The organism is Mycoplasma sp. 4404 (genome assembly GCF_034863325.1).
Lineage (GTDB): Bacteria > Bacillota_I > Bacilli_A > Mycoplasmatales > Metamycoplasmataceae > Mycoplasmopsis.
In genome coordinates this window covers 346,381-369,622 of record NZ_JAYFFE010000001.1, presented here as the reverse complement: position 1 = coordinate 369,622, position 23,242 = coordinate 346,381, and the positions used below count along the sequence as shown (strand labels likewise).

The window sequence follows — 23,242 nt, the reverse complement described above, 5'->3', positions numbered from 1 at the left end:
ATGAACTTCACAGAAGAACAAAAATTAGAGTTAATACAAAATTTAAAAACTCTCATTGCTGCTAAAAAAATTAAAGACGTTAGATTGTTGCTTGAAAAATATCCTCTTGCAGACTTTGCTGAGGCACTTGGTGAATTAACGATCAATGAGCAACTTTACATTTTAAGGGTGCTTAAAACTGAAGATGCTGCTGACGTCTTTGCTTATTTAGATGATGATACAAAAGTTAATTTAGCTCAATCATTCACTCAAGATTGAGGTATGGAAGTTTTACAAGAACTTCAAACTGACGAGTTAGCCGACGTTCTTGAAGAATTACCAGCTAACATTACAAAATACATTTTGTCTAAAACAGATGCAGAAAAAAGACAAAAATTAAATAACATTTTATCTTACGATGACGATAGCATCGGAAGTATTATGAGCGTTGATATGTCTGTTCTTAAATCTGATTGAACAGTTAAAAAGGCTATTTCAAAAATCAAAAAAGACTATAGAAGCAACATTGAACTTACACACAACTTCTATGTTGTAGATGACCAAAAGAAATTACTTGGAGACATCACGCTAGAAGAATTAGTCTTTGCAGATGACGAAAAAGAAACTTTAGATGAACTTTACAACGTTGTTACAACAGTTCATCCAAATGATAAAAAAGAAAATGCAGCTAACATATTTGCTGACCACGATAGATCAACACTTCCAGTAACTACAGCTGATGGATACCTTATCGGTATGATTACAGCTGACGATGTTATTGATGTTATTCAAGATTCAGCAACAGAGGATATGTATAAGCTTGCCGGGATTAACCCTGAAGCTGCTGAAGAAAGTTATCTTAAAACAACAATTATGCAAATTGTTAAATCTCGTGTTTTATGATTAATTATCTTAATGATTTCAGCTACTTTATCTCAATTTATTATTCAAAAATTCACTGACGTTTCAGAAGGATTTGTTAACGGAATTAATGTTGCAATTTCTTCTGCTATCTTAGTTGGACTTATTCCGATTATTTCAGGGGCTGCTGGAAACGCAGGTTCTCAATCTTCCACAACAATTACTCGTGCAGCATCTTTAGGTGAAATTGGAACTAAAGATATGTGAAAAGTAGTTGGTCGTGAAGTATCTATTGGTGCTATTATTGGTGCGATTATGTTCGTAGTCAATGTAGCCAGACTTTATATTTACTTTGCAATTCCATCATTTAGAGAAAGTGATGGCAAAACAGCAAGTTGAGGAGTTCTTTCATTTGTTATTTTAGCAAGCTCATTATCACTATTTTTTGTAGTTATCTTTGCTAAATTCTTAGGAACAATTATTCCTCTTGTAGCTATTAAATTTAAAAAAGACCCAGCTGTTATGTCTGCTCCAATTTTAGCGACATTATCAGATGCTTTATCAACATTGATTTTCTTCGGTCTTAACATTTTAGTTCTTTTCATAGCGCACAGTGCTCATTGAATTTAAGGAGAATTTATGCAACACGAAACAATTGATATTGAAAAAATCGTTTTATTAGCAGAAAACTATGTGAATGCTAAAAAAGAAGCAAATGAAAACTTAAAATTAATCAAAGAAGAACTAAAGGATGTAGACATTGAAATTTCAAGAACATTATCAACTGGTGGAAAAATTTCATACGTACTATATCAACCAGCTAATTCATTTGACTACAGAGGATATGGAAACTTCTTACATCAATCGATGTTAGAAGGAAGAACTTTTACACCTGAAGAATTAGAAGATTTAATCAAAGAATACGTAGTAGCAAAAGAACCTAAATGAAAATTAAAAATAACTACAAAATAGAAAGGAGATGTTATGCCTGATAATAAATTAAATATAGCAATTTGAGTTATCCTTGGTGTTGTTTTACTTGCTTTAGCATCATACATCTTATACCAGTTCATTAAGGATAAAATTGCAAAGAAAAAACAAAGACAAGCGCACTTTGAATTTACACAAGAAGCAATTGTGTATGTTTATGAACTTAACGTTATGATTAACAAATTAATCAAACTTAACAAAGTAAAACACGATGAATTTGTACCATCAATTGGTGAATACACAATGTCAGAAATTAACAATAACACTAGAAATATTCTTGTTAAAGTGTTTAAATCACCTGAATTTAGAGAATTCTTATTCAAAAACCCTGCTCACGAAATTTTTGTTAAAAACTTAGAACAACTTAGAGATTGCAACTCAAACTTATGAGCTAAAAAAATCCCTAATGTTTTAGAATACTTTGGCACAAATCAAGAAAAAGCTTTTGCAGAAGTTAAAAAATACAATGAAGCCTCAATTAATCAAATTTATAAAGAAGAAGATGAATTACACAGCAAAATAGAGGAGATTTTTAAAAATGAATTCAACGAAGGAAAAGAAAATTAAAAAAGTAAAAGTTGTAAAAGAAAAGAAAAAAATCAGTTTACCAAACTTGCTTACATTAATTAGAATTATTTTAGTTGTTCCAATGCTTCTATTAATGTCAATTAGCATTTTATTAATTTACTTAGGAACTGGGCAAGGTGGTGCATCATATTTTGCATTAGAAAATTTACAGAATTCAGGTAGCGTTCTAGGATACAAAATTGCACTTACAATTATTAATTTATTAATCCTTGCAATTTTTATTGGAGCTATGGTCACAGACTACTTTGATGGAGCAATTGCAAGAAAACGTAATTTAGTATCTGTGTTTGGGAAAGTTTGAGATCCAATTGCAGATAAACTAATGGTTAACTTAACACTTGTTTATTTAGCTGTAATTAATGTTTTACCTTTCTGAGCTATGGCACTTTTCTTATTAAGAGATATTATTGTAGATGGTGTTAGAGTATTTTTAGCATCAAAAGGATACGATGTATCAGCAGGTAAATGAGGAAAAATTAAAACATTTGTTTTAGCTATTGGACTTACAATCACATTAACTGTTACAGTTGGATTGCATTATGCAACATTAAATGCAACATCACACCAACAAATTGTTAGATACATTTTAAACATCCCAATTTACGTAGCTTTAGTATTTGCAATTCTTTCAGGAATTTTCTATGTAAGAAAAGCATTTAAAGCTGTTAAATTAGTTACAACAACAGAAACAGTTAAAACTACACAAACAAAAGTGGTTGAAGAAAAACAACCAGAACAAATTGAAAAATCAAAAAAGAAGTAAATAAACAATAATTTAATTTAAATAAAACTTAAATTAAATATCAGTGAACATATTAAGGATTTACGGTGGAATTTATATTAACAAAGAAATTTTTATGAGAACTATTTGTTGCAGAGTTTTTAGCAGTTACATTTTTATCAACCATGTCACTGCTACTAACTTATGTAGGTAAAAAATATGCTAAATTAAAATTTATATTTTCATTTACATATGGTTTAGCTACATTTACTGCAGGATTGTTTTCATACTTTATTCTTAGAGGGCTTGTTTACCAATTTGAAAACGATTTATACAACGACATTAGTAAAAATGTTCCTCCAGTTATAAATCCAGTTGTATCTCTTTTTTATGTTTTTATTTACTTATTTAACAAAAACTTAAATAATCAAACAATATTATTTCTTAACTTATTCTTGCTATTTTTAGCACACATGCTTGCTTCAATTGTTTCAGGAAACGTTTGAGGATTAATATCAAGAAAATATAAAAAACTCCAAGTTTCGAATATGAATAAGAGTTCAATAAAGACTTATTCAACTCTTAAAGATGTAACACAAATAATAATATTTGCATCAGTCTTATTCGTCATTCAACATACAATAACGGAAAACTTAAACTCATATGTTATGGCTGATACAATAGCTGGATTAACAACTTATGTAGCCCTTTTAGGTTATTCATTAGTCTTTAATGAATTTTCATTCCCGACAAACATTTATGTTTGTGCTGGTTCATTCTTTGCTTCATTACACACAAATAAAAAGAATTGACACAAAAACTTATTGTATACAGGAATAGTTGCTTCAACATATATTTTGATTTCAATGATACTTTCAGGAATATATGTAATCGCAAAATAAAAATAGTCGCAAGACTATTTTTTTTCGATAAAAACAAGTGCTTCAATATGTGGTGTGTTAGGAAACATATCGAAACCTTGAATGTAAGTTATTTTATAAGAATTAGCTTCTAAAATTAATTGTAAATCTCTTATTAATGTCTTAACATCACAAGACATATAAACAATATTTTTGATTTGTTTTGCAATTATTCAATTGATGAATTCTTTACTTATTCCACTACGTGGTGGGTCTAGAATTAAAATGCTATCCTCTAAATTAGAAACATTCTTAGTGAAATAAACATCAGAAGACATTGTTTTATATTCACCACTAACAGAGTTTAAAAGTTTGTTATTATTTGCATTTTCAATTGCACTCGAAACAATGTCTGAACCATATACATAATTATTTTTGTTTGTAACAATTTGACCAATTGTACCAACTCCACAATATGCATCTAGAATAGTTTTAACATTGTTTTTGCTATTTACATACTCTTTTATCTTATGAAACATCATCGATGCAACAATATCATTCACTTGAAAGAATGATTGAATGCTACAAATATACTCTTTATCATTCAACTGCATTTTGAATTGCTCTTTTTCAAATAAGACTTGTAAACTATGCTTTTTGTTGATACTTAATGAAACAACTTGTGTAATTTCATTAAGCAATTTGATTAATTTAGCAGGTAAATCATAATCAGAGTGAATTGATAAACAAACATCAACTTGATTTTGTGAATTTGCTCTTAATGTAATTTTTTCAAACATTTTCAAGTTCTTTAGTTTGTTAGTATTTTCAAGAAATGTTTTAATTATGTCTAAAATTTGACTAATTGTTTCTTTTATTATTGATTTAACTAAAAATAAATTATTAGCATCTGTTATTTCATTAGACTTTTGATTAATTTCATTGATAGTTAACTGATTATTTTGGACACTTAATTTATAAGAGACTTTATTTCTATATTGAAATTGAATTGGAGATTGAGTAAATTGAGAATAAATTTCATCTACATTTATGTTTTGTAAGTTTCTTTTAAGCAAGTTATAGAAATAGTTGTTTTTAAATTCGATTTGAGCCGGATATTTTAAAGTGACTAATGGAGACGATGGAGTTCATTGAAATTCAGAGTTTCTATCATCAGAAAGTGTTAAATATTGAACAACAGAACCAAATGCATAATTTTTATATAAGTTTGTTATTTTCACAATCGCTTCTTCATTAGGTAATAAATCACTAATGAAAATAGGGAAGTTATTTTCATCTCTATAAACACCATAACCTTCGTAACTAATTTCACTGCATCTAACTTTTAACTCTTGGTGTAAGGTATATTTGTTTATTTTAGACATATTTTTAAGATATGTACCTTTCCATATTGTTTTTCTTTATAAACTTGTAAATTGTCAGGTAAGACAATTAAATTAGGTTTGTCAGTTTCTAAAATAATTTCACCATTTTCATTTAGTAAACTTCTTTGTGAAATTGTTAAAAGTGAATTATTAACTAATTCATATTCAGCAAATGGAGCATCGATAAAGATAAAATCATAAGTTTTATTTGTTTTATTTAAAAAATGTAAAGCATCATCATTGAATAAACTTATTTGATTATCTGCTTTAGTTTTAGCGACATTTGATTTAGTAACAGTAAAAACTTGCTTTTGTTTTTCGACTGCATCAACATGTCTAGCGCCTCTGCTGATAGCTTCAATTGCTCAAGCTCCTGAACCTGAAAACAAGTCTAAACAAGTTGTTTCTTCAATTTCAAATTGAATTGATGAAAATACAGCTTCTCTGACTTTATCTCCTGTAGGTCTAGTGAATTTCGAATCTGGTTGTTCTATTATTAAGTGACGTAATTTACCTGCTATTATTCTCATTTTAGCTCCTTATAAAAATTCTTTTTAACTATTCATATAGTGATTTTTAAATTATACATTATAATAAAACCATGAGATTGAGATATGATAAAAATGCTGAAGCAAATTTAGTAAATTCTGACTTTTTAATTAAAGAATTTCCAGTTAACTTAAAAGAAAACGATGTTTTGGAAATCGGAGCAGGTAAAGGTGAAATGATTGCTCAATTAGCTCTTCAAAATCCTGATATTACATATTATGCTTTTGAAAAATACCTAACAGTAGCTAATAAAATTCTTAAGAAGATTAATGAACTTAATTTAAAAAATCTTTTCATTATCACTAAAGACGCAAATAATTTAACTGAATTATTTACAGGTAAAATAGACACAATTTGATTAACTTTTTCAGATCCGTGACCTAAAAAAGCTCACGAAAAAAGAAGATTAACATACAAAACATTTTTAGATCAATATAAACAATTATTATCTGAAAAAGGTTGCTTATACTTTAAAACTGATAATGATAAGTTATTTGAATTTTCAATAGAATCATTGAATGAAAATAATTGAGATATCATTGATATGACAACTGATTTACATTCATCAAAGTATAATGAAACTAATGTTCAAACAGGATATGAGCAAAAATGATCTTCACTTGGCAAAAACATTAATTTCTTAATCGCTAAGCCAAATAAATAATGTTTAAAATTATGAATACTATAATAGTATTCATTTTTTATTATTTTATTAAAGTAAGCTTTTTAGTTTTATAATTTAAATACATAAGTAATTTAAAGTGAATTAGAGGTATTGATGAAGAATAATAGAAGAACAGCAAATAAAAAAGAAAATTACATTTTTAATCAAGGTTAATGACAATGAATTCTACAGGGATTTGAATAATTTTTATTCTATGAATTGTTATTGGGGTTTTATTAACTCTATCTTCTCTGATTTTATTTTACTGTTTCTATTTACCGATAGGTAGAAATTTTAGCAAAGTTGAAAACTACAAGTGAAAGCAATTAAAATATTGAAATCGCAATAATGCAACAATTAATAAAAAGTATTTAGATGGTTTTATAGCATTAAAAACCTTATACAAAAGATATGAAACATCATTGTCAATTCTTTCATTTTTTAGCTTAATTTATTTTCTAATCTCTTTATCATTCTTTTTTGCATGAATCTATCCTCCTAGTAATTTTCTTAAAAAAGAGGAGGCAGGTATCGGTTTTCCATTTCCTCTTGTATGGTTTGTTGTATCATCTATATCACTTGGAACTTCTTTCAGTTTCTCTAGAAAACGTTATTTATTCATAAAATATTCTAGTTATTGAAATGATTTTTTAAAACAAATAACCAATAATTTTAAAGATATAAATTGAACTTATGAATGTGAGTTATTCAAAAAAGATAACAATTTGAAAATAAAAAATAAAGTTGATATCAAATTAGAGAAGTTAAAAATAATTCCATCATGAGATGTAGATGTAAGTGATAATAATTTTGAAAATAAAAAGAAAACCAAGAAAAAGTATTTTTACATAACTAATACGTGACTTATTTATAAGAAAGCAGAAGATATAGGTTATTTCTTGTATAACTTTGATGACATTGAAGAATTTGTAGGAAATCACAATAAAGAGATTTATAAAGATATATACTTTTACTACATTAATGAAATTGAACAAAAAAGCAATAAAAAAATAAAGAGACAATCCAATTCAATTTAACCATAAGCACCACAGGAATGGTGTTTTTGTTTTTTTGCAAAAAGAAAACCACCTGTTTTCACAAGTGGTGTAATAGTATATAAATTAGTTTGATTTTTGAATACGTGGACGAACAACGTGGTAAGGCATTAAAGCGATGAAACGTGCTCTTTTAATTGCGTTAGCAACTTTTCTTTGGTGTTTAGCACATGTTCCAGTTGCAGCTTTAGCTTTAATTTGTCCTGTTGCTGTTACATATTTGTGTAATAAATCAACGTTTTTGTAATCAACATATGTCATTTTGTTATCACAGAATTCACATGATCTTCTTCTGTTAATAAAACCTTTTTTGTTTTTGTAAAAAGCCATTCTTATCTCCTTAATTTAAATCCTCAGGTGCTGCGAAAAGATCTTCTAAATCGTGTAATTTAGTAGCACCGGTTTTTGGATTAGTATTTTCAAATGTAGCATTCGCAGGTGTATTACGATTCACAACACTTTGTGATGCTTTATAAGTCGGAGTATACGTTTGGGGCGCAGACACCGGAGAAGGAGTTGCGTTTAAAGAACCACCACGAGCTTCTCTGACACTTTTTGACTCTAGAGCGACGATTTGATCTGCAGTAACGTCTAACGTTCTTACTATTTGGTTTGTTTGGTTACTGTGATATTGATTTGAATGTAAGGATCCTTCAACTAAAACAAGAGACCCTTTATTCAAATATCTCGCTATGAACTCGGCATTTGATCTTCAAGCAACAACCGGGATAAAGTCAGTAACTTCATTTTGTTGTGCTGAAAAGTTTCTTCTATTAACTGCTACTGTGAAACGTACGTATGGAACACCTTGTGATGTATGTGCTATCGCATTATCTGATGTTATACGGCCTACTATTGTAATTTTATTAAACATAATACCCCCTGTGAATAACTAAACTTTTAAGCATTTAATTATTCAGATGCTTTTGCTTTAACTGTTCTTGTACGAGGTTTTGAAACTTTTTCTTCTGCTGATGCAGTTGATTTTCTTGTTCTACGTACTGGTTTTTTAGTTTCTTTAACAGATTCTTTTCCGTTAAGACCTTTTTCTGTGTCTAAATTAATTACTAAAGCTCTTCAGATATCTTTAATAATATTTGAACGACGTGTAAATTCAGCAATGTCTGAACCTTTAGCATTAACAAATGCTAAAACGTATTGTCCGTGTTTTGACTTGTTGATTTCGTAAGCTAATTCATTTCTTTCAAGTTTTTCAACTTTAGAAATGTTTTCTTTTCCAAAAACTTCGTTTAATAAGTCAACTAAAACTTGAACGTCTGCTTTTGGACTAACGATTGACATAATTTCGTATTTTTGCATTTTCTCTCCTTATGGTCGTTTCTGGGCTAAAAATCTTATAGCCAAGGAGTATCTTTATATACTCTTGTATATTATACAAGAGTGTAAAATCTAACCAAAAACTTTTAAGACTATTACACACTTTTAAAAATATTTTTTACACCTAGCAGACTAGCTAATTTAGTAAATTTTAGTTTTTTTGTGTCAAATTAAGCAAAATTTGAATTTTTAAACTATTTAAATGCAATTTTTTAATTATTTAATATAATTAAACAAATAATTTACTAAGGAGAATTTTATGATTAATGTTAATGAATTTAAACCAGGTATTACTTTCCAAGACGAAGGTGAAATTTTTGTAGTTTTAGATGCTCAACACTCAAAACAAGGACGTGGACAAGCAAACGTTAAAGCTAAAGTTAAAAACTTAAGAACAGGTTCAACAACCATAAAATCATACACAGGTGGTGATAAAGTTAAACCAGCTCACATCGATAAAAGAAAAATGAACTTCTTATACTCAGATGGAGAAAACGTTATCTTAATGGATAATGAAACATATGAACAAGTTGAAATTCCTGTTACAGTAGTTGAATGAGAATTAAACTTCTTAAAAGAAGGTTCAGAAGTTCAAATTAGAAAATTTGAATCAGAAGTTTTAGATATCGAATTACCTGCTCACGTTGATTTATTAGTGACAGAAGCACCTGATGCAGTTAAAGGTAACACAACAACAAACCCTCAGAAAAAAGTAACTGTGGAAACTGGTTTTGAATTAGAAACACCTATGTTCATTAAAGAAAATGACGTTATTTCTGTTTCAACAGAAACTGGAAAATACGTTGGAAAAGCAAATAAATAATGAATTGAATTAATGTATCTTACAATTCAAATCAAAATTACATAGTTCAAGAAAGTGCAATTTTAGATGTTGTAAACATTGCGCTTAGTTCATACAAAAATATTAAAGCTTCAAACTCGATTAGATTAAGTTTTGACGATAAACATTCAAACGTTGAAATTTATGTAGATATTAAAATTAAAAACCAAAAAAATAAAGAACCATATTCAACAATTAAAGAATTAATTACACAAATTGAAAATGGTGTGAAATCTTTAATTGATAAGAAACCTAAAAACGTTCAAGTAGTGTTATTAGATTTTTATTAATGAGAAGAACTTATAAAGATTTGAATAAAAACTCTTATGCAATATACAGAAGAGTTTTTATTAACGAAGTTCGTGCTGAATTAAATAAAAAACAAAACGTCAAGTCATATGAGAAAAAAAACAAATACACTGTTGAATATTTTTTACAATTAAACAAATTACTGAAGGAATTAGAAACAGACAAAATTCCAGATCAATATTTACCTGAAAATAGATTTGTGTTCAATAGACTAAAGAAAAAATATTTAATGAATAAATATTCAAAATGATTTGTTCTTGGTGGAATTAGTTTTGTTCTAGTTATTATAAGTATTATTCTACTAGCTGCATTTAAAATAATTTAACTTTAAGGAGGTGTCGTGATTGGATTGAAAAAGTCTTTTAAAGCTTTAAAAGCAAAATTTAATTTATTTGATTGAAAAGATTGAATTACATTTTCAATAGGTTTAACTTTAATTCTTACTTATTTAGTTGTAACCTTACTTGAATGACACTTCAGAAGTATCGCAGTTGAAAAAGCATTCTTAGAAGTTAAAGGGGCATTAGATGAATCTAATCTTGATAGTGCTAAACTTCAAAAATTAATTTACCCTAATGCAACCTTACTTTTCTGAGGTGGATCAACTTACTGATTTACATTTATGTCTAATGTGCTTATGGGTGTAACAATGTTCTTATATCCTTTTTATAGAACATCTAAAAAAGCACAAAGATTTTACTTTGCTTCAATGGTCTACATTATTATTGTAGTCGCAGTTTATTGAGGTGGTGTAGCAACTGATCCAACACTAATGAGTGACTCACAAACTTTTGAATGAGTTAAAACATCAATTATGCACGGTGCTGCTCCATTCTTGGGACTTTTAACTCTTGTTGGATGAGAAAGAAAACGTATCAGAATTTCAAATGCGTCAATTTGAAGTTTTATGATTTATCCAATTGCTTACTTATTTTTCACATTTGCAATTTATGCATTTGGGTATAAATTTATGCAATTTGGAGGAACTGAATTAGAACGTGGTGTTGCTATTTATTCAGTTGTTTCATATTTACATCCATTTAACTACAAAGGTAATTCAACATTAGTTATTGTAGTATTAGATATTATGCTTTTACTCTTTGCTATGTTTTCAGCACCTGCTTTAGGATTCTTCTTAAGAAAAGTACTCAGAATCCTAAAACCAGGTCAAAAAGCGCTTCCTAAAATTTACTTTATTTCTCCAAAAGTACGTGAAGCAATTAGACTTAAAAAATTACAATTAAACAAACAAAGAGAAGAATACAAAGTTAAAAAACAAAAAGTAAAACAACTAAGAAAAGAACAAAAACTTAATAAGCAAAAATAATTTAACAACAAACTATTTGCTGTAGTTTGTTTTATTATACAGGTGGTAAAAATGCGCAAAGATAAAAAATCCTATATTGCATCTTACTTTGAAAAAACTAAACAAATCTTAGAAACCTTTAAACCTAACAATAAGATTGTTATGCAATTTTTTCAAAGAAAAGACAACTCAATTTTATGTGGAATTAATGAAGTTCTTGCTCTTTTAGAAGAACAAACAGACACATCAAAATACACAATTAAATACTTACCTGAAGGTTCAAAAATTAATAATTTAGATATTGTTTTACAATTAGAAGGACACTATCAAGATTTTGGCATTTGAGAAGGTATGATTGATGGTATTTTAGCTAGAAATACATCAATTGCTACAAATGCTTACCACTGCGTGCAAGCTGCAAAAGATAAACAAGTCATCTTTATGGGAGACAGAGCAGACCACTACATTAATCAAGAAATGGATGGTTATGCAGTTAGAGTTGGTGGAATTAAAGCTGTTTCTACATTAGCTCAAAAAGATCAAAACGAAGTTAATGATGAAAATGTTTTTGGAAGTATGCCTCACGTTTTAATTCAAGGTTTTGCAGGTGACACAGTCGCTGCAACTAAGGCTTATCATAAGCTTTTCCCTAAAAATAAACTTATAGCTCTTGTAGACTATCATAATAATATTATTAGTGAATCTCTTAAAGTTTGAAATGAACTCGGAAATCTTGTTTGAGGTGTTAGAATTGACACTTCAAAGAATATGATTGACCATATGTTTGATAATGATGAAGAAAAGCAATATGGAGTTAATCCAGAACAAATTAAAAGATTACGTGAAGCATTAGATAAAGCTGGAGCAACTAACTACAAAATAGTTGTTTCATCCGGATTTAATGCAGAAAAAATAGAATTATTTGAATCATTAAATGTCCCTGTAGACTATTATGGAGTTGGTCAAAGCATTTTCAAACTTAACAATTCTTTCTCAGCTGACGCAACTATTTTAAATGGTAATCCTGAAGCTAAAGAAGGAAGAGGGTACAGAGAAAATCCTAATTTAATAGTGTACAAGTCAGATAAATAATTTATCAGCTTTAAAAGCTGATTTTTTTATACAAAAAATATCCCTGATCAGGATATTTTAATTATCATTCTTATATGAAATTTTAACATTAGCCTTTTTAATTGTAAGTGGGTCTAAATAATCAGGTGCACCTTCATAAATAGTCTTAATGTTATTATTTGTAGCTAAGTTCACAATATTAAAACAGTTTAAAAATACCTTTGTATTGTTTAATTGTTTTGAAATCTTTTCTCCAATTACAATAGCTTGCAGTTTTGTATCGTTGATGATATTGATAAGAGATTTATCAATGGTGTCAATGTATAAAGCTGTAGGTATTTTTTTCTTGTAGTTGTTACTGATTTTTTGTCTTAAATGATATGTGTCAAATGTATTATTGTATGCATAAATAAGACAAATCGGTTTCTTTTCTTCAAGAATGAAGTTAGATTGTAAAAATGTCTCTTGAGATATTTTTATCAATCTCTGCATATTTTTAACATTACCGGTTTCATCAAGTTTTTCAGTATTTTGTGTGATGAAGTCGTATCATTTTTTCTCATATAAGTAATTTAAATGTGGGATTTTTCGAAAGAAGTCAGTTCAATATTTGTCTTCGTCGTCTTTAGTTATTTTTTGCAATGAGTTGATTACAATGTTTGAAGCTTTTTTAGTTTCATAAACAAAGATGTTTGTACTCTTAATTGTTGCATTTTTAGAACTTAAAGTATTGTTTCATTGCACATATTCATTTAATCTCTTAACAAATTCTGTGAATTTAGGATCTTGAGTAATTGTTGCAGGAATATTTGAATATGTTGATTTTGTTTTAGGATTAATCGTTAAATTAAATAATGAAAATTTGACTTTATTGATTAATTTAAGTCTATCAGCTTTATTATTTAGTTTATTTTCGTTAATTAATGAAGCGCATAAGAAGAATTTATTAATCATCCTATTATCATTAATTTCATTAATCATTTTAAGATACTTTTTGTGTCCAAATTTTGATAATTTATTCTTAACAATAAACAGAATTCCATCAATAATATAGAAAGGTGTTTTTGATATTGAAATGTTTAAGTTATCAAAAATTGATTTAATTTGGATGCTGTCAAATTCTTTGTTTATAAAGTAAGGTTTAAATGCAAAAGCTAAAACAGAATGTTTGTTGCTTTTGAAGTTTTTTTGTTCGAATTCTTTTAATGATTGCTCTGAATTATGATGATTAAATTTGTATTTAAGTCGATTTTTTTCTCACTTAATAGTACAAATGAATTTTTTATTTTCAATAGGTTTGATTTTAAGAATATATGATGAATTAAGTCTTTTATTTGATTTATCAAGCAAGTAAGCTATTTTTTCAAATAACGTAAGGTTTGATGTGTTAAATTCTGGATTCAGTTTAATTTCAAAAGAAGTTTTAACTGAATCACTAACTAAGTCAAAGAATTCATTTAGTTTTTTTCTACTTCCTTCATCAAGGAAGCTAAAAAAGGTTTGTAATGTAATGAAATTAAATGTTCTGAAACCTAATTTTTTAGCATCAAATAAAGTTGATAATGCTTGATTTCTTTTTGAAAATCTAAGAACTTTTTTATTAACTGAATCAATTTCAAACAAAATTATTCCAGCTGTTGATCTTATGTAATATAAGTAAATAATTAATCAAAATCCCATTAATAATACAAAGAGTAATATTAATGAGATTATTGAAATTACAATAATAGCTGTTAAATTCATTATCTTGTGATTACTTTGATTGAAGGGTGATTTTTATTAAGGGTTCTTATTTTTCTATCTTTAATGAAGTCAATAACAATTTCTGTTCCTTTAACTTCAACAACTTCACCTTCACCGAACATAACGTGAGAAATAATGTCTCCAACTACAATGTTATTGTTTGTAGGTATTTCATCATCAGGTGAGAATGTAGGATCATCAAATTTTCTTCCGTGGTAGTTGATAATAAAGTCTGAAATATCAACTCCCATTTCTCCAATAAATCTTGAAGGTTTCTTATCAATATCAGATGAAATAAGTTTTCCACGTGAGTCACTTAGGAATAAACGTTGTTTTGCTCTGGTTACTGCAACATAAGCTAAACGTCTTTCATCTTCTAATGTATCGTTGTATTTATCAATTAATGGAGATGATGATTGTTTTTTATTTTTCTCTCTATCTAAAGCACGCTTGTTAGGAAAAACTCCTTCAGACATACCGATAACAAAAACGTTATCAAATTCTAATCCTTTAGCAGAGTGAATTGTCATAAGTGAAACGTAGTTAGAAAGGTTATCATATTCATCTTCAATTGATGTTAGCCCAACTTCGTTTAAGTAGTCAATAGCAGACTTATCTGGATTGTTGCTTTCCCAGTTTTGAATTGAGTTAATTAATTCCTTAACGTTATCAATAGCTGACCCTCTAAGGTTTTTATTCATTTCGATGTGTTCATAGTATTTGATTTCTTCAAGGAATTTATTCAAAGTTAAGCTTATTTTATTTGTTGATAAAGCTTTTTGGTATTTACGAATAGTTGATAAGAATGGGAAGATTGATTTAACAATTAATTCTTTTGAGATAGGTAGAATTTTAATATCTCTAATCATTATGTTAAATAAACTATCGTGAATGTTTTCTGCGTGGTCTTTAAGTTTTTTAAGAGTAGCAGGACCAATTCCTCTATTAGGAACATTAATAACACGTTCGAATGAAATATCATCCTTAGGGTTTGCTAAAACCTTCAAGAATGCAAGTGCATCTTTAACTTCAGCACGTTGGAAGAATTTAATTCCATTAAAGATTTTGTAGTTAATGTTTTCTGAAATAAGTGCATCTTCAATTGGTCTTGATAAGTAGTTTGCACGATATAAGATTGCAATTGATTTTAATTGTTGTTTTTGTTTTTTAAGTTCATTAATTTTTTGAACTACTCATCTAGCTTCAGCTTCTGAATTGAATCCGTGGTAGTACTCAATTTCTAAACCTTCTTCGTTTTCTGTAATTAAATTTTTATGAACACGGTTTGAGTTATGAATAATAAGATTGTTAGCTGCATCTAAGATTTTCTTACTTGATCTGTAATTTGTATCAAGCACGATTGTTTTAACGTTTTCAAAATCTTTATCAAAGTCTAAGATTAAGTTAACATCAGCACCACGTCAGTTGTAGATTGTTTGGTCAGGGTCTCCAACAATTGTAAAGTGTGTATTTGGACCAATGATTTTTTTAATAACTTCATATTGAAGTTTTGATGTATCTTGAAACTCATCAACAAGCATATATTCAAATAATTTCTTAAGTTCTTCAACTACTTCAGGATGTGTATCGAATAAAAGTTTTGTAAAGATGATTAAGTCATCAAAGTCAACAGCACCTTTTGAAGTTAATTCGTTTAAGTAATCTTGATATACAACTGCAAGGATGTGTTGAGGTGACTTGTTTAGCATTTTCGCTAATTCAGGCCCTGATTGAATTTGGAAGTTTTTAGCTCAAGAAATGTACTCAATCATTGTTTTATAACTAATATCGTGAGATGTGATTCCTCTTTTTTCATAAATACCTTGAAGTATTTGGATTTTGTCAGGGTCATCTACAATAATAAAGTTTTCTCTAAATCCAATTAATTTACTTTTTCTTCTTAATAATTTTGCACAAAATGAGTGGAATGTTGAGATTTTAAGTTGATCGCTATCAACTGATTTTGAACAATATTGTAAAACACGTTCTTTCATTTCATTTGCAGCTTTATTTGTAAATGTTAAAGCTAAAATGTTTTTGTAGCTTACACCTAAGTCATTAATTAAGTAAGCTATTTTTCTTGTAAGAACTCTAGTTTTACCTGAACCAGCACCTGCGATAATTCTTAAAGGTGAGTCAAAATATTCAACAGCTTCACGTTGCTGTTCGTTTAAGTCACTTAATAAATCAGGTTTAATTAATCCCATAAATTCTCCTCCTTATTAACGTAACGATATTTACGTCCTTTATTATAGAAAGGTAAAAGTACAATTTCTTCTTCAAGCACTTGTTGTATTTGCTTATCTTCAACAATCCTTGTATTAATCATTAAGTCAACTAATGTTAGTTTTTTCTTGTAAAAAATTAACATTGTGTAACCTATTGTGTGAATTGCTAATCATGCAGTCATTAGTGCAGATATAAATGCACTGGATGATTTAAATTCATTTGTTTTTTCAAATTCCTTGATTGTCATTTCTTTTTGAAGACACATTGGAATAATTGTGAGTAAGAATATAACTTGCAACATAAATATTCCTATTATGTTTCTTTTGAAAATGAGTTTATAACTAAACTGTTTTGAATTTGTGTCTATGAGCTTGAGTTTAAATAGTTTCATTCCAAGTGTTTTGCCTTTTAGTGATAAAGGTAAAATCAAGAAATAAACATTCATTCAAACGCAAACTAAGACAACAGAAACAATTCTGTGAGTTAATGTTTGATTAGCGTGATCTAGTATTATCAAGAAGATAACTGTAGAAAATGCTATAAACAAAAAGTTGTCGAAGACATTTAAAAAAAACCTCTTGAAAAAAGATGCATTTTTATACATTTGTACTTGATTACAATTTGAATTGTAAATTCTCCTTTATATATATTTTTAATATATATAAATTTTAGCACATCTATTGATAAATAAAATTTTTAGTAATTTTATGGCGCATTTTTGACTTTTTGCATTAAAAAACCATATGAGAAAGCCCATATGGAAAGTTAATTATTCAAGCCCTTTTAATAATTTATCTGCCTTTAATTTAGAAAATTTAGTTTTTAGTAATTTAGTTTCATCATTATCAAGTAGAACATAATAGTTGGTTGTTAAAAATGTTTGAAAATCTGCTGTATCTTCGATTTTCTTAATTGTTTCAGCGTGTTTATCATTTAGGAATGAACTACGTTTTTCGCTAACTTCATCATCTTGAACATTGAACAATTTATAGAAGAAGTAGTTTGCTTTTAAAAAACCTGAAAGAAGCAATTTTAAGAAGTAGTATTTTGCATATTCTAATTCTTCATTAATCTTTAAATTCTGATTCTTTGCTATTTGTTTAATTATGTCAAATGATTTAACATAATTTTGTGTGTTCAGTCAAATATCTGATGAAATAAAATCTCTTTTAACCTTATAGTCAAGGTATTTATATTTTTTAGCATTCATTAAAAGACTGTATGTAACTTCAATACACATAATTGAATCGTTTGAAATTTGAGGTCTATATTTAATGAATTTTTTAATTAACGATTTCTTGAAAACTTTGTTGAAGATGAAAGGGAAACTATACGCTAATGGTAATGAATTTTTAGTTAAATCAAACATTTGGCTCATTTCAGCTCTTTCTTTTGGTTTGAATCTAACTGAACCGATTAGTTTCGGTTTGAATTCTAAAACATCAACATTTCAACGTTGTGCTTGTTCTAAAATATTTTCAACATAGCTATCTCTAAATGTTGAATCTGAATTTAAAACAGTAATAAATTCACCTTTCGCAACTCTAAATGCACTAATTAAATTGTGTTGATATGAAGTGCTTTTTGTGTTGAAAATCATAATAAGTCTGTTACCGAAAAATTGGTAGTAATCTTTAGCAACTTTGAAAATTGCTTTTGAATTTTCAGTTAAACAAAGAATAACTTCAAAGTTTTGTGCACTTTGATCTTTTAATCTTTCTAAGTATTCTCTTACTTTTTCAACTGAGTTATTTTTTAATGAAATTAATGATAGTCTCATCTTACACCTTCTTGTCTTAAATTTATATTTATATAAATTTTAACACATTCAGAGAATAAAAAAACAAGGCGTTTAAGCCTTGCGTATTCGATTAAAACTAAATGATGTATCCTAATCCTAATAAGATTGCTAACACGATTAAGATTGAGTATCCTAAAACAATTAAGAAAATTGCTAAAAGACTAGCTCTTGAACGTGTTGTAACGACTTGGCCTTCAGCTGAAACAACACCATCTGATAATACAGATTCAAATACTAAGAAGTGTTGTCTTTGAGCTTCTTCACCTAAGAAGATTGAGTAGTCGTAGCTGTCTTTTTTAACAAATCCAACGTGTAAGTTGTTGAATAATACGTATGAAGTTTTTTGTGCTAAAGTAATGTTTCCGACTAATTCACATACTGAGTAAACTTCTGTTTCAGCATTGAATTCGATTTCTTCGCTTCCTTTAACTTTGTCAGCAAATTCTTGCATTGCTTTAGAAATAGTAGCAACAATAGCAGCTAATAATTCTTTGTATTCTTCATTTCCTTTAACATCTTTTTTAAGAGCTTTAGCAGCTTTTAAAACATTTTCAAAGTTTGTTTCAATACGTTTGATGTCTTCTATTGATGTTAATGTTTCTGGTAATGAAGCAGCTGTTAAACGAAGTTTTCTAGCGTAGATTGCTAATACTTTGATTTGTTCAGAAATCATTAAGTCTCTAATGTATGCATATTCTGTAATTTTATCTTCACACACTGGTAAAACTTCAACATCTTTTTCTACAAATTTTTCAACTAAAACTTCTTTTGTAACTGAGTTAGCTAATTTTTCTTGAAGTTCGTTAACTTCTTTTTCTAATTGTTCTTTTTTGCTTAATTCGTTTTGTAATTTTTCAATTTCTAAGTCTTTAGCAGATTTTTTTCTTTCGTAAACGTAATCATCATCAGCTGGGAAGTATGTTTCGTGATCTTTAATGATTTTGAAATCAACTACTTCTTTGAAGTTTCTTTTAGCTGTTTTGTCATCACGTTTCATTGATTTTGGATCAATAGCTAATTCTTCTATTGTTTCTTCGTAATCTAAACCACCGTCGAATTTATCAACATTAAGTTCGAATTCAGGAACGATATTTCCTTTTGAATCTTTATCATTGAATTCGATAACGATTCCCCCTCAGATTTTTTTATCTGTTTGGAATCAAGTTGCACACTCGTAACCTAATGATAAGAATCAGGTCATAGCGTCTTTACGAGTTTTGAATAGAGCTAAAGGACTTTCAACTTTTGGGTGTTTAAGAGCTCAAGGGTAGTTTTTATCCTTGTTAGGTCTATATAAACATTGTAAACGTTTCATATATCTCCTTTGTTTAAATAAGTAATTTTGTATAACGTTATATAAAATAAACTTTCGTTCCTCTTAATTATAAATGCTTTTTATAAATAATGATGATATATTTGTCTACTTCTAACCCTATAATTTAGGGAAAAACGGTATTTTTTTGCTTTTTTTTCACAAAAATTAAGAAAAAATAGCTATTTTTTTGATGTTTTCCATAGTGTGTAAGGGGTAAACATATTTTGAACTTAATAGTAAAGTGTAAAAATCAAATGTGTAACAAAATTCAAAAATTTTTGCCTTTTTCTTTGAATTTCATCAAATTATGATAATAAAAAATAAATTTTTTATTAAGCGTTTAGTGATAAAATTACAATTATGTTAAATAATAGAGAAAATAAAATGAATGATATTGTTAATCACTTGAAGAACTCTGGATTTGTTTTTCAAGGAAGTGAAATTTATGGAGGATTGTCAAATACTTGAGATTATGGACCGCTTGGTTCACTTTTAAAAGATAACATTGAGCAAGCTTGAAAACGTGAATTTGTTATCAAAGAAACTAACAACTACTTAATTGACTCAAAAATTTTAATGAACCCACAAGTTTGAGTAACAAGTGGTCACGTTTCTAACTTCTCTGACCCTTTAATCGAAAACAAAGTTAATGGAAAAAGATATAGAGCAGACAAATTAATTCAAGAAGTAAATCCTGATTTAATTCCTGAAAAAATGAGCTTTGATGAAATGGTTGTTTTTGTAAGAGAGCACATCAAAGAATATGAGGGAGATAAAACAGATTGATCAGACATTAAGAAATTTAACTTAATGTTCGAAACTTCTCAAGGAGTTGTTGAGGGTGCTAAATCAAAAGTTTACTTAAGACCTGAAACAGCACAAGGTATTTTTATTAACTTCAAAAACGTTCAAAGAACAATGAGAGCTAAATTACCATTTGGTGTAGCACAAGTTGGAAAAAGCTTTAGAAATGAAGTTACGCCAGGAAACTTCATTTTCAGAATAAGGGAATTTGAACAAATGGAACTTGAATTCTTCACAAAACCTGAAGAAGCACAACAATGATTTGACTACTATGTAAACAAAGCTTATAACTTTGTGCAACAATTAGGAATTTCAAAAGACTTAATCAGAGTTAGAGCTCACGATCCAGAAGAGTTAGCTCACTATTCAGCAGGAACAAGCGATATTGAATTTAATTTTGCTTTTGGTTGAGGTGAATTACTTGGGGTTGCTAACAGAACAGATTACGATCTTAAGTCACATATGAATGCAACAGGAGAATCACTTGATTACTTAGATCCTGAAACTAATACAAAAGTTATTCCATATGTTATTGAACCAAGCATCGGATTAGATCGTTTAATGTTAGCTGTAATTACAAGTGCTTATGATGTAGAAGAATTAGAAAATAATGATTCAAGAATTGTTTTACGTTTCCCTTACGAAATTGCACCTTACAAAGTTGCTGTTATGCCACTTGTTAAAAAGTTAAATGAAAAATCAAAAGAAATTTTCAACAATTTAGTTGCTGCTGGAATTTCAGTAACTTATGATGAAGCTGGTTCAATCGGAAAAAGATACCGTCGCCAAGACGCAATTGGAACACCTTGATGTTTAACAATTGACTATGACACATTAGAGGATAATGCGGTTACTTTAAGAAACAGAGATACTATGGAACAAGTTAGAGTATCAATTGACCAAGTAATTTCATTTATTCAAAAATAAAACTAACTAAATTAATTTAAAGGAGGAAATAATGTCAGCAAGATTAACTTCTGAAATAACAAATCAAATTAAGCATGCAAATGATATTGTTGATGTTATTTCTGAATTTATTCAATTACATAAAAAGGGAAATAGTTATGTTGGACTATGTCCTTTTCACCAAGATACTAAACCTAGTTTAAGTGTTGTTCAAGCTAAGCAAATTTTCAAATGCTTTGTTTGTGAAACTGCTGGTGACGTAATTGAGTTTGTGAAAAGATACAAAAGTATTTCTTATGTAGATACATTAGAATATTTAGCTAAAAGAGCAAATATTGAACTTGATTTTGAACAATATAAGCAAACTGAAACAATAAATTATTCTCAAGAAGTAATTGAAATAACTGATGTTTTAGACATTGTTAACTCATTTTACAAAGTTCAATATTTAACCAATCAAGCTGCTAAAGAATATTTAGCTAAACGTAAAATTGACAATCAAATTAGAGAAAAATTCAACATTGGTTATGCACCTAAAAATGTTTTGGTTAATTATTTAACTAATTTAAATTATTCAACACATCAAATGCAACAAGCAGGATTAGTTAATGCAGATATGCACGAGTTATTCTGGGATAGAGTAACTTTTGGTATTGCTAATGAACACGGACACATTGTTGGATTCAGTGGAAGAAAACTAAATAACAATGATCCTAATTCGCCTAAATACATTAACTCTCCAGAAACTGTTGCATTTAATAAATCGAGAATTTTATATAACTACCATAATGCCAAAGATTCAATTAGAACTAAAAAACAAGTTGTAATTGTTGAAGGTTATATGGATGTTATCGCTTGTTATAAAGCAGGAATTGAAAACGTAGTTGCAATTATGGGGACTGCTCTTACTAAAGAACATTTAGCACTTATTAAAAACACAAAAGTTTTAATGTTCCTTGATAATGATAAAGCAGGAATTGAAGCAACATTTAGAAGTTTAAGTAGATTATTAGAACACAATTTTGATGTTTCTATTATTAATAACACTTATTCAAAAGACCCTGACGAAATTTTAAATGAATATGGTGCACAAACTTTAGTTGACTTGATTAACAATTCACAAATATCTGCTATTGACTTTCTTTACAATCGTTTAAAAATCAAACATCAAATCAGCAGTGATAATTATGATTTTAATCACTTTAACTTGTTTATCATTGAACTTAATAAATACCTTGATTTATTTAGTGAAAAAGAACAACAATATTTAAAATCACAATTACAAAGAGAATTTAATTACGAACTAAAAATTGTTCCTAAAAGACAAATCCAAGAACAAGCCAAGTATGATGAATTTGTTGCAAATGACCTATATGCACCTATTGATCCATATGATGGATTTGTTCAAGCACTTAACAATGTTAGGTTTGATGAAAAAGATTTTTACAGCAAGCTCACTACTTTAGGTATTCAAAATAGATTGAAAATCTTAACTCAAGCTATGATGAACCCTCATATTTTGGATATCCTAAAACAAACTGAACATATTGGTGCTGTTTTTAGCTACCCAACTCAAATTGGCAGACTATACAAAGAAGTCATGAAAAACACCACACAATATTTAAATGAAAATTATTTAGACATATTCAAGCAATATTTACTTAAAAATTGTGGAATGACTGAAGCTGAAGTTAATTCAGAAATTATTGAAAATTATTTACATGAGTTATATGAAGAAACAACTTTCTTTACAGAGACAAGTATGCTTTCGTTTAATTCATATATAGTAGAACAAGAACCATTTATACAACAAACAATTGCAGATTTACCTAAGGGAGATGCATTGCCACCATATCTTGTTGACACAATAAATAACTTGAAAAAACTTAACTCAAATAAACCTGATAAGAAGAGAGGAAGATAATTT

24 protein-coding genes are annotated in these 23,242 nt (G+C 28.2%); 14 read left to right on the top strand and 10 right to left on the bottom strand.

The features are described from left to right. The 5 genes from mgtE (at position 1) to VBN07_RS01315 (ending at position 4,041) form a co-directional block, all read left to right on the top strand. Positions 1-1,470, top strand: coding sequence for a magnesium transporter (mgtE, locus tag VBN07_RS01335; RefSeq protein WP_323177527.1), 1,470 nt, complete (start codon positions 1-3; stop codon positions 1,468-1,470). A 9-nt stretch (positions 1,471-1,479) separates the two neighbouring features. Next, a complete protein-coding gene (locus VBN07_RS01330) occupies positions 1,480-1,812 on the top strand; it encodes a hypothetical protein (RefSeq protein WP_257089647.1) in 333 nt (110 codons plus the stop codon). A 12-nt stretch (positions 1,813-1,824) separates the two neighbouring features. Continuing rightward, positions 1,825-2,397 carry an MHJ_0274 family protein gene (locus VBN07_RS01325; RefSeq protein WP_323177526.1) on the top strand — a complete coding sequence of 191 codons (573 nt, stop codon included), beginning with the start codon at positions 1,825-1,827 and terminating at the stop codon, positions 2,395-2,397. Beyond that, positions 2,369-3,181, top strand: a complete 813-nt coding sequence (gene pgsA, locus VBN07_RS01320; protein ID WP_323177525.1) for a CDP-diacylglycerol--glycerol-3-phosphate 3-phosphatidyltransferase — start codon at positions 2,369-2,371, stop codon at positions 3,179-3,181. The genes VBN07_RS01325 and pgsA overlap by 29 nt, the downstream gene beginning before the upstream one ends. A 65-nt stretch (positions 3,182-3,246) precedes the next feature. Next, complete coding sequence (locus VBN07_RS01315) at positions 3,247-4,041, top strand: hypothetical protein (protein ID WP_323177524.1); 795 nt, start codon at positions 3,247-3,249, stop codon at positions 4,039-4,041. A gap of 14 nt (positions 4,042-4,055) precedes the next feature. On the opposite strand, the gene rlmD is transcribed toward VBN07_RS01315, so the two are convergent. Together rlmD and rsmD are read right to left on the bottom strand one after the other, a co-directional pair. Beyond that, positions 4,056-5,384 carry a 23S rRNA (uracil(1939)-C(5))-methyltransferase RlmD gene (rlmD, locus tag VBN07_RS01310; RefSeq protein ID WP_323177523.1) on the bottom strand — a complete coding sequence of 443 codons (1,329 nt, stop codon included), beginning with the start codon at positions 5,382-5,384 and terminating at the stop codon, positions 4,056-4,058. Further along, the gene (rsmD, locus tag VBN07_RS01305) at positions 5,372-5,914 is read right to left on the bottom strand and encodes a 16S rRNA (guanine(966)-N(2))-methyltransferase RsmD (protein ID WP_323177522.1); all 543 of its coding nucleotides are present in this window, start codon (positions 5,912-5,914) and stop codon (positions 5,372-5,374) included. Before rsmD ends, rlmD begins: the two co-directional genes overlap by 13 nt. Positions 5,915-5,985: 71 nt before the next feature. Here rsmD and trmB point away from each other — a divergent pair, with 71 nt between their 5' ends. Both trmB and VBN07_RS01295 read left to right on the top strand, forming a co-directional pair. Beyond that, the gene (trmB, locus tag VBN07_RS01300) at positions 5,986-6,597 is read left to right on the top strand and encodes a tRNA (guanosine(46)-N7)-methyltransferase TrmB (RefSeq protein ID WP_323177521.1); all 612 of its coding nucleotides are present in this window, start codon (positions 5,986-5,988) and stop codon (positions 6,595-6,597) included. A gap of 179 nt (positions 6,598-6,776) precedes the next feature. Further along, a complete protein-coding gene (locus tag VBN07_RS01295) occupies positions 6,777-7,634 on the top strand; it encodes a hypothetical protein (RefSeq protein ID WP_323177520.1) in 858 nt (285 codons plus the stop codon). Between the two features lie 84 nt (positions 7,635-7,718). On the opposite strand, the gene rpsR is transcribed toward VBN07_RS01295, so the two are convergent. The 3 genes from rpsR to rpsF are packed head-to-tail and all read right to left on the bottom strand — an operon-like array spanning position 7,719 to position 8,972. Continuing rightward, positions 7,719-7,982, bottom strand: coding sequence for a 30S ribosomal protein S18 (gene rpsR / locus VBN07_RS01290; protein ID WP_257089673.1), 264 nt, complete (start codon positions 7,980-7,982; stop codon positions 7,719-7,721). A gap of 10 nt (positions 7,983-7,992) precedes the next feature. After that, complete coding sequence (locus VBN07_RS01285; RefSeq protein ID WP_323177519.1) at positions 7,993-8,526, bottom strand: single-stranded DNA-binding protein; 534 nt, start codon at positions 8,524-8,526, stop codon at positions 7,993-7,995. A 38-nt stretch (positions 8,527-8,564) separates the two neighbouring features. Next, positions 8,565-8,972 (bottom strand): 30S ribosomal protein S6, encoded by a 408-nt coding sequence (gene rpsF / locus VBN07_RS01280; RefSeq protein ID WP_323177518.1) that lies wholly within the window; start codon positions 8,970-8,972, stop codon positions 8,565-8,567. A 277-nt stretch (positions 8,973-9,249) separates the two neighbouring features. Here rpsF and efp point away from each other — a divergent pair, with 277 nt between their 5' ends. Genes efp through VBN07_RS01255 form a run of 5 tightly spaced genes read left to right on the top strand, consistent with a single transcriptional unit; the run spans position 9,250 to position 12,538 of the window. Then, on the top strand, positions 9,250-9,813 hold the full coding sequence (efp, locus tag VBN07_RS01275; protein WP_323177517.1) for an elongation factor P: 564 nt from the start codon (positions 9,250-9,252) through the stop codon (positions 9,811-9,813). Next, positions 9,813-10,121, top strand: coding sequence for an MMB_0454 family protein (locus VBN07_RS01270; protein ID WP_257089681.1), 309 nt, complete (start codon positions 9,813-9,815; stop codon positions 10,119-10,121). The genes efp and VBN07_RS01270 overlap by 1 nt, the downstream gene beginning before the upstream one ends. Further along, positions 10,121-10,465, top strand: a complete 345-nt coding sequence (locus VBN07_RS01265) for a hypothetical protein (protein ID WP_323177516.1) — start codon at positions 10,121-10,123, stop codon at positions 10,463-10,465. Before VBN07_RS01270 ends, VBN07_RS01265 begins: the two co-directional genes overlap by 1 nt. Positions 10,466-10,480: 15 nt before the next feature. Next, complete coding sequence (locus tag VBN07_RS01260) at positions 10,481-11,467, top strand: MAGa3780 family membrane protein (RefSeq protein WP_323177515.1); 987 nt, start codon at positions 10,481-10,483, stop codon at positions 11,465-11,467. Between the two features lie 51 nt (positions 11,468-11,518). Beyond that, positions 11,519-12,538, top strand: a complete 1,020-nt coding sequence (locus VBN07_RS01255; protein ID WP_323177514.1) for a nicotinate phosphoribosyltransferase — start codon at positions 11,519-11,521, stop codon at positions 12,536-12,538. Between the two features lie 57 nt (positions 12,539-12,595). Here VBN07_RS01255 and VBN07_RS01250 read toward each other — a convergent pair whose 3' ends face one another. The 5 genes from VBN07_RS01250 to VBN07_RS01230 all read right to left on the bottom strand — a co-directional run bounded on the left by VBN07_RS01250 (position 12,596) and on the right by VBN07_RS01230 (position 19,605). Next, positions 12,596-14,260: an MHO_4530 family protein gene (locus VBN07_RS01250; RefSeq protein ID WP_323177513.1), complete on the bottom strand. Its 1,665-nt coding sequence runs from the start codon at positions 14,258-14,260 to the stop codon at positions 12,596-12,598. Beyond that, positions 14,260-16,467 carry an ATP-dependent helicase gene (locus VBN07_RS01245; RefSeq protein ID WP_323177512.1) on the bottom strand — a complete coding sequence of 736 codons (2,208 nt, stop codon included), beginning with the start codon at positions 16,465-16,467 and terminating at the stop codon, positions 14,260-14,262. The genes VBN07_RS01250 and VBN07_RS01245 overlap by 1 nt, the downstream gene beginning before the upstream one ends. Next, a complete protein-coding gene (locus tag VBN07_RS01240) occupies positions 16,458-17,093 on the bottom strand; it encodes an RDD family protein (protein ID WP_323177511.1) in 636 nt (211 codons plus the stop codon). The genes VBN07_RS01245 and VBN07_RS01240 overlap by 10 nt, the downstream gene beginning before the upstream one ends. Positions 17,094-17,258: 165 nt before the next feature. Next, positions 17,259-18,269 (bottom strand): glycosyltransferase, encoded by a 1,011-nt coding sequence (locus tag VBN07_RS01235; protein WP_257089694.1) that lies wholly within the window; start codon positions 18,267-18,269, stop codon positions 17,259-17,261. A 97-nt stretch (positions 18,270-18,366) separates the two neighbouring features. Next, a complete protein-coding gene (locus VBN07_RS01230; protein ID WP_323177510.1) occupies positions 18,367-19,605 on the bottom strand; it encodes an MAG3090 family protein in 1,239 nt (412 codons plus the stop codon). Positions 19,606-19,989: 384 nt separating this feature from the next. Here VBN07_RS01230 and VBN07_RS01225 point away from each other — a divergent pair, with 384 nt between their 5' ends. Both VBN07_RS01225 and dnaG read left to right on the top strand, forming a co-directional pair. Beyond that, positions 19,990-21,336, top strand: coding sequence for a glycine--tRNA ligase (locus tag VBN07_RS01225; RefSeq protein WP_323177509.1), 1,347 nt, complete (start codon positions 19,990-19,992; stop codon positions 21,334-21,336). Positions 21,337-21,367: 31 nt separating this feature from the next. After that, complete coding sequence (gene dnaG / locus VBN07_RS01220) at positions 21,368-23,239, top strand: DNA primase (RefSeq protein ID WP_323177508.1); 1,872 nt, start codon at positions 21,368-21,370, stop codon at positions 23,237-23,239. The last annotated feature ends 3 nt before the right edge of the window (positions 23,240-23,242 follow it).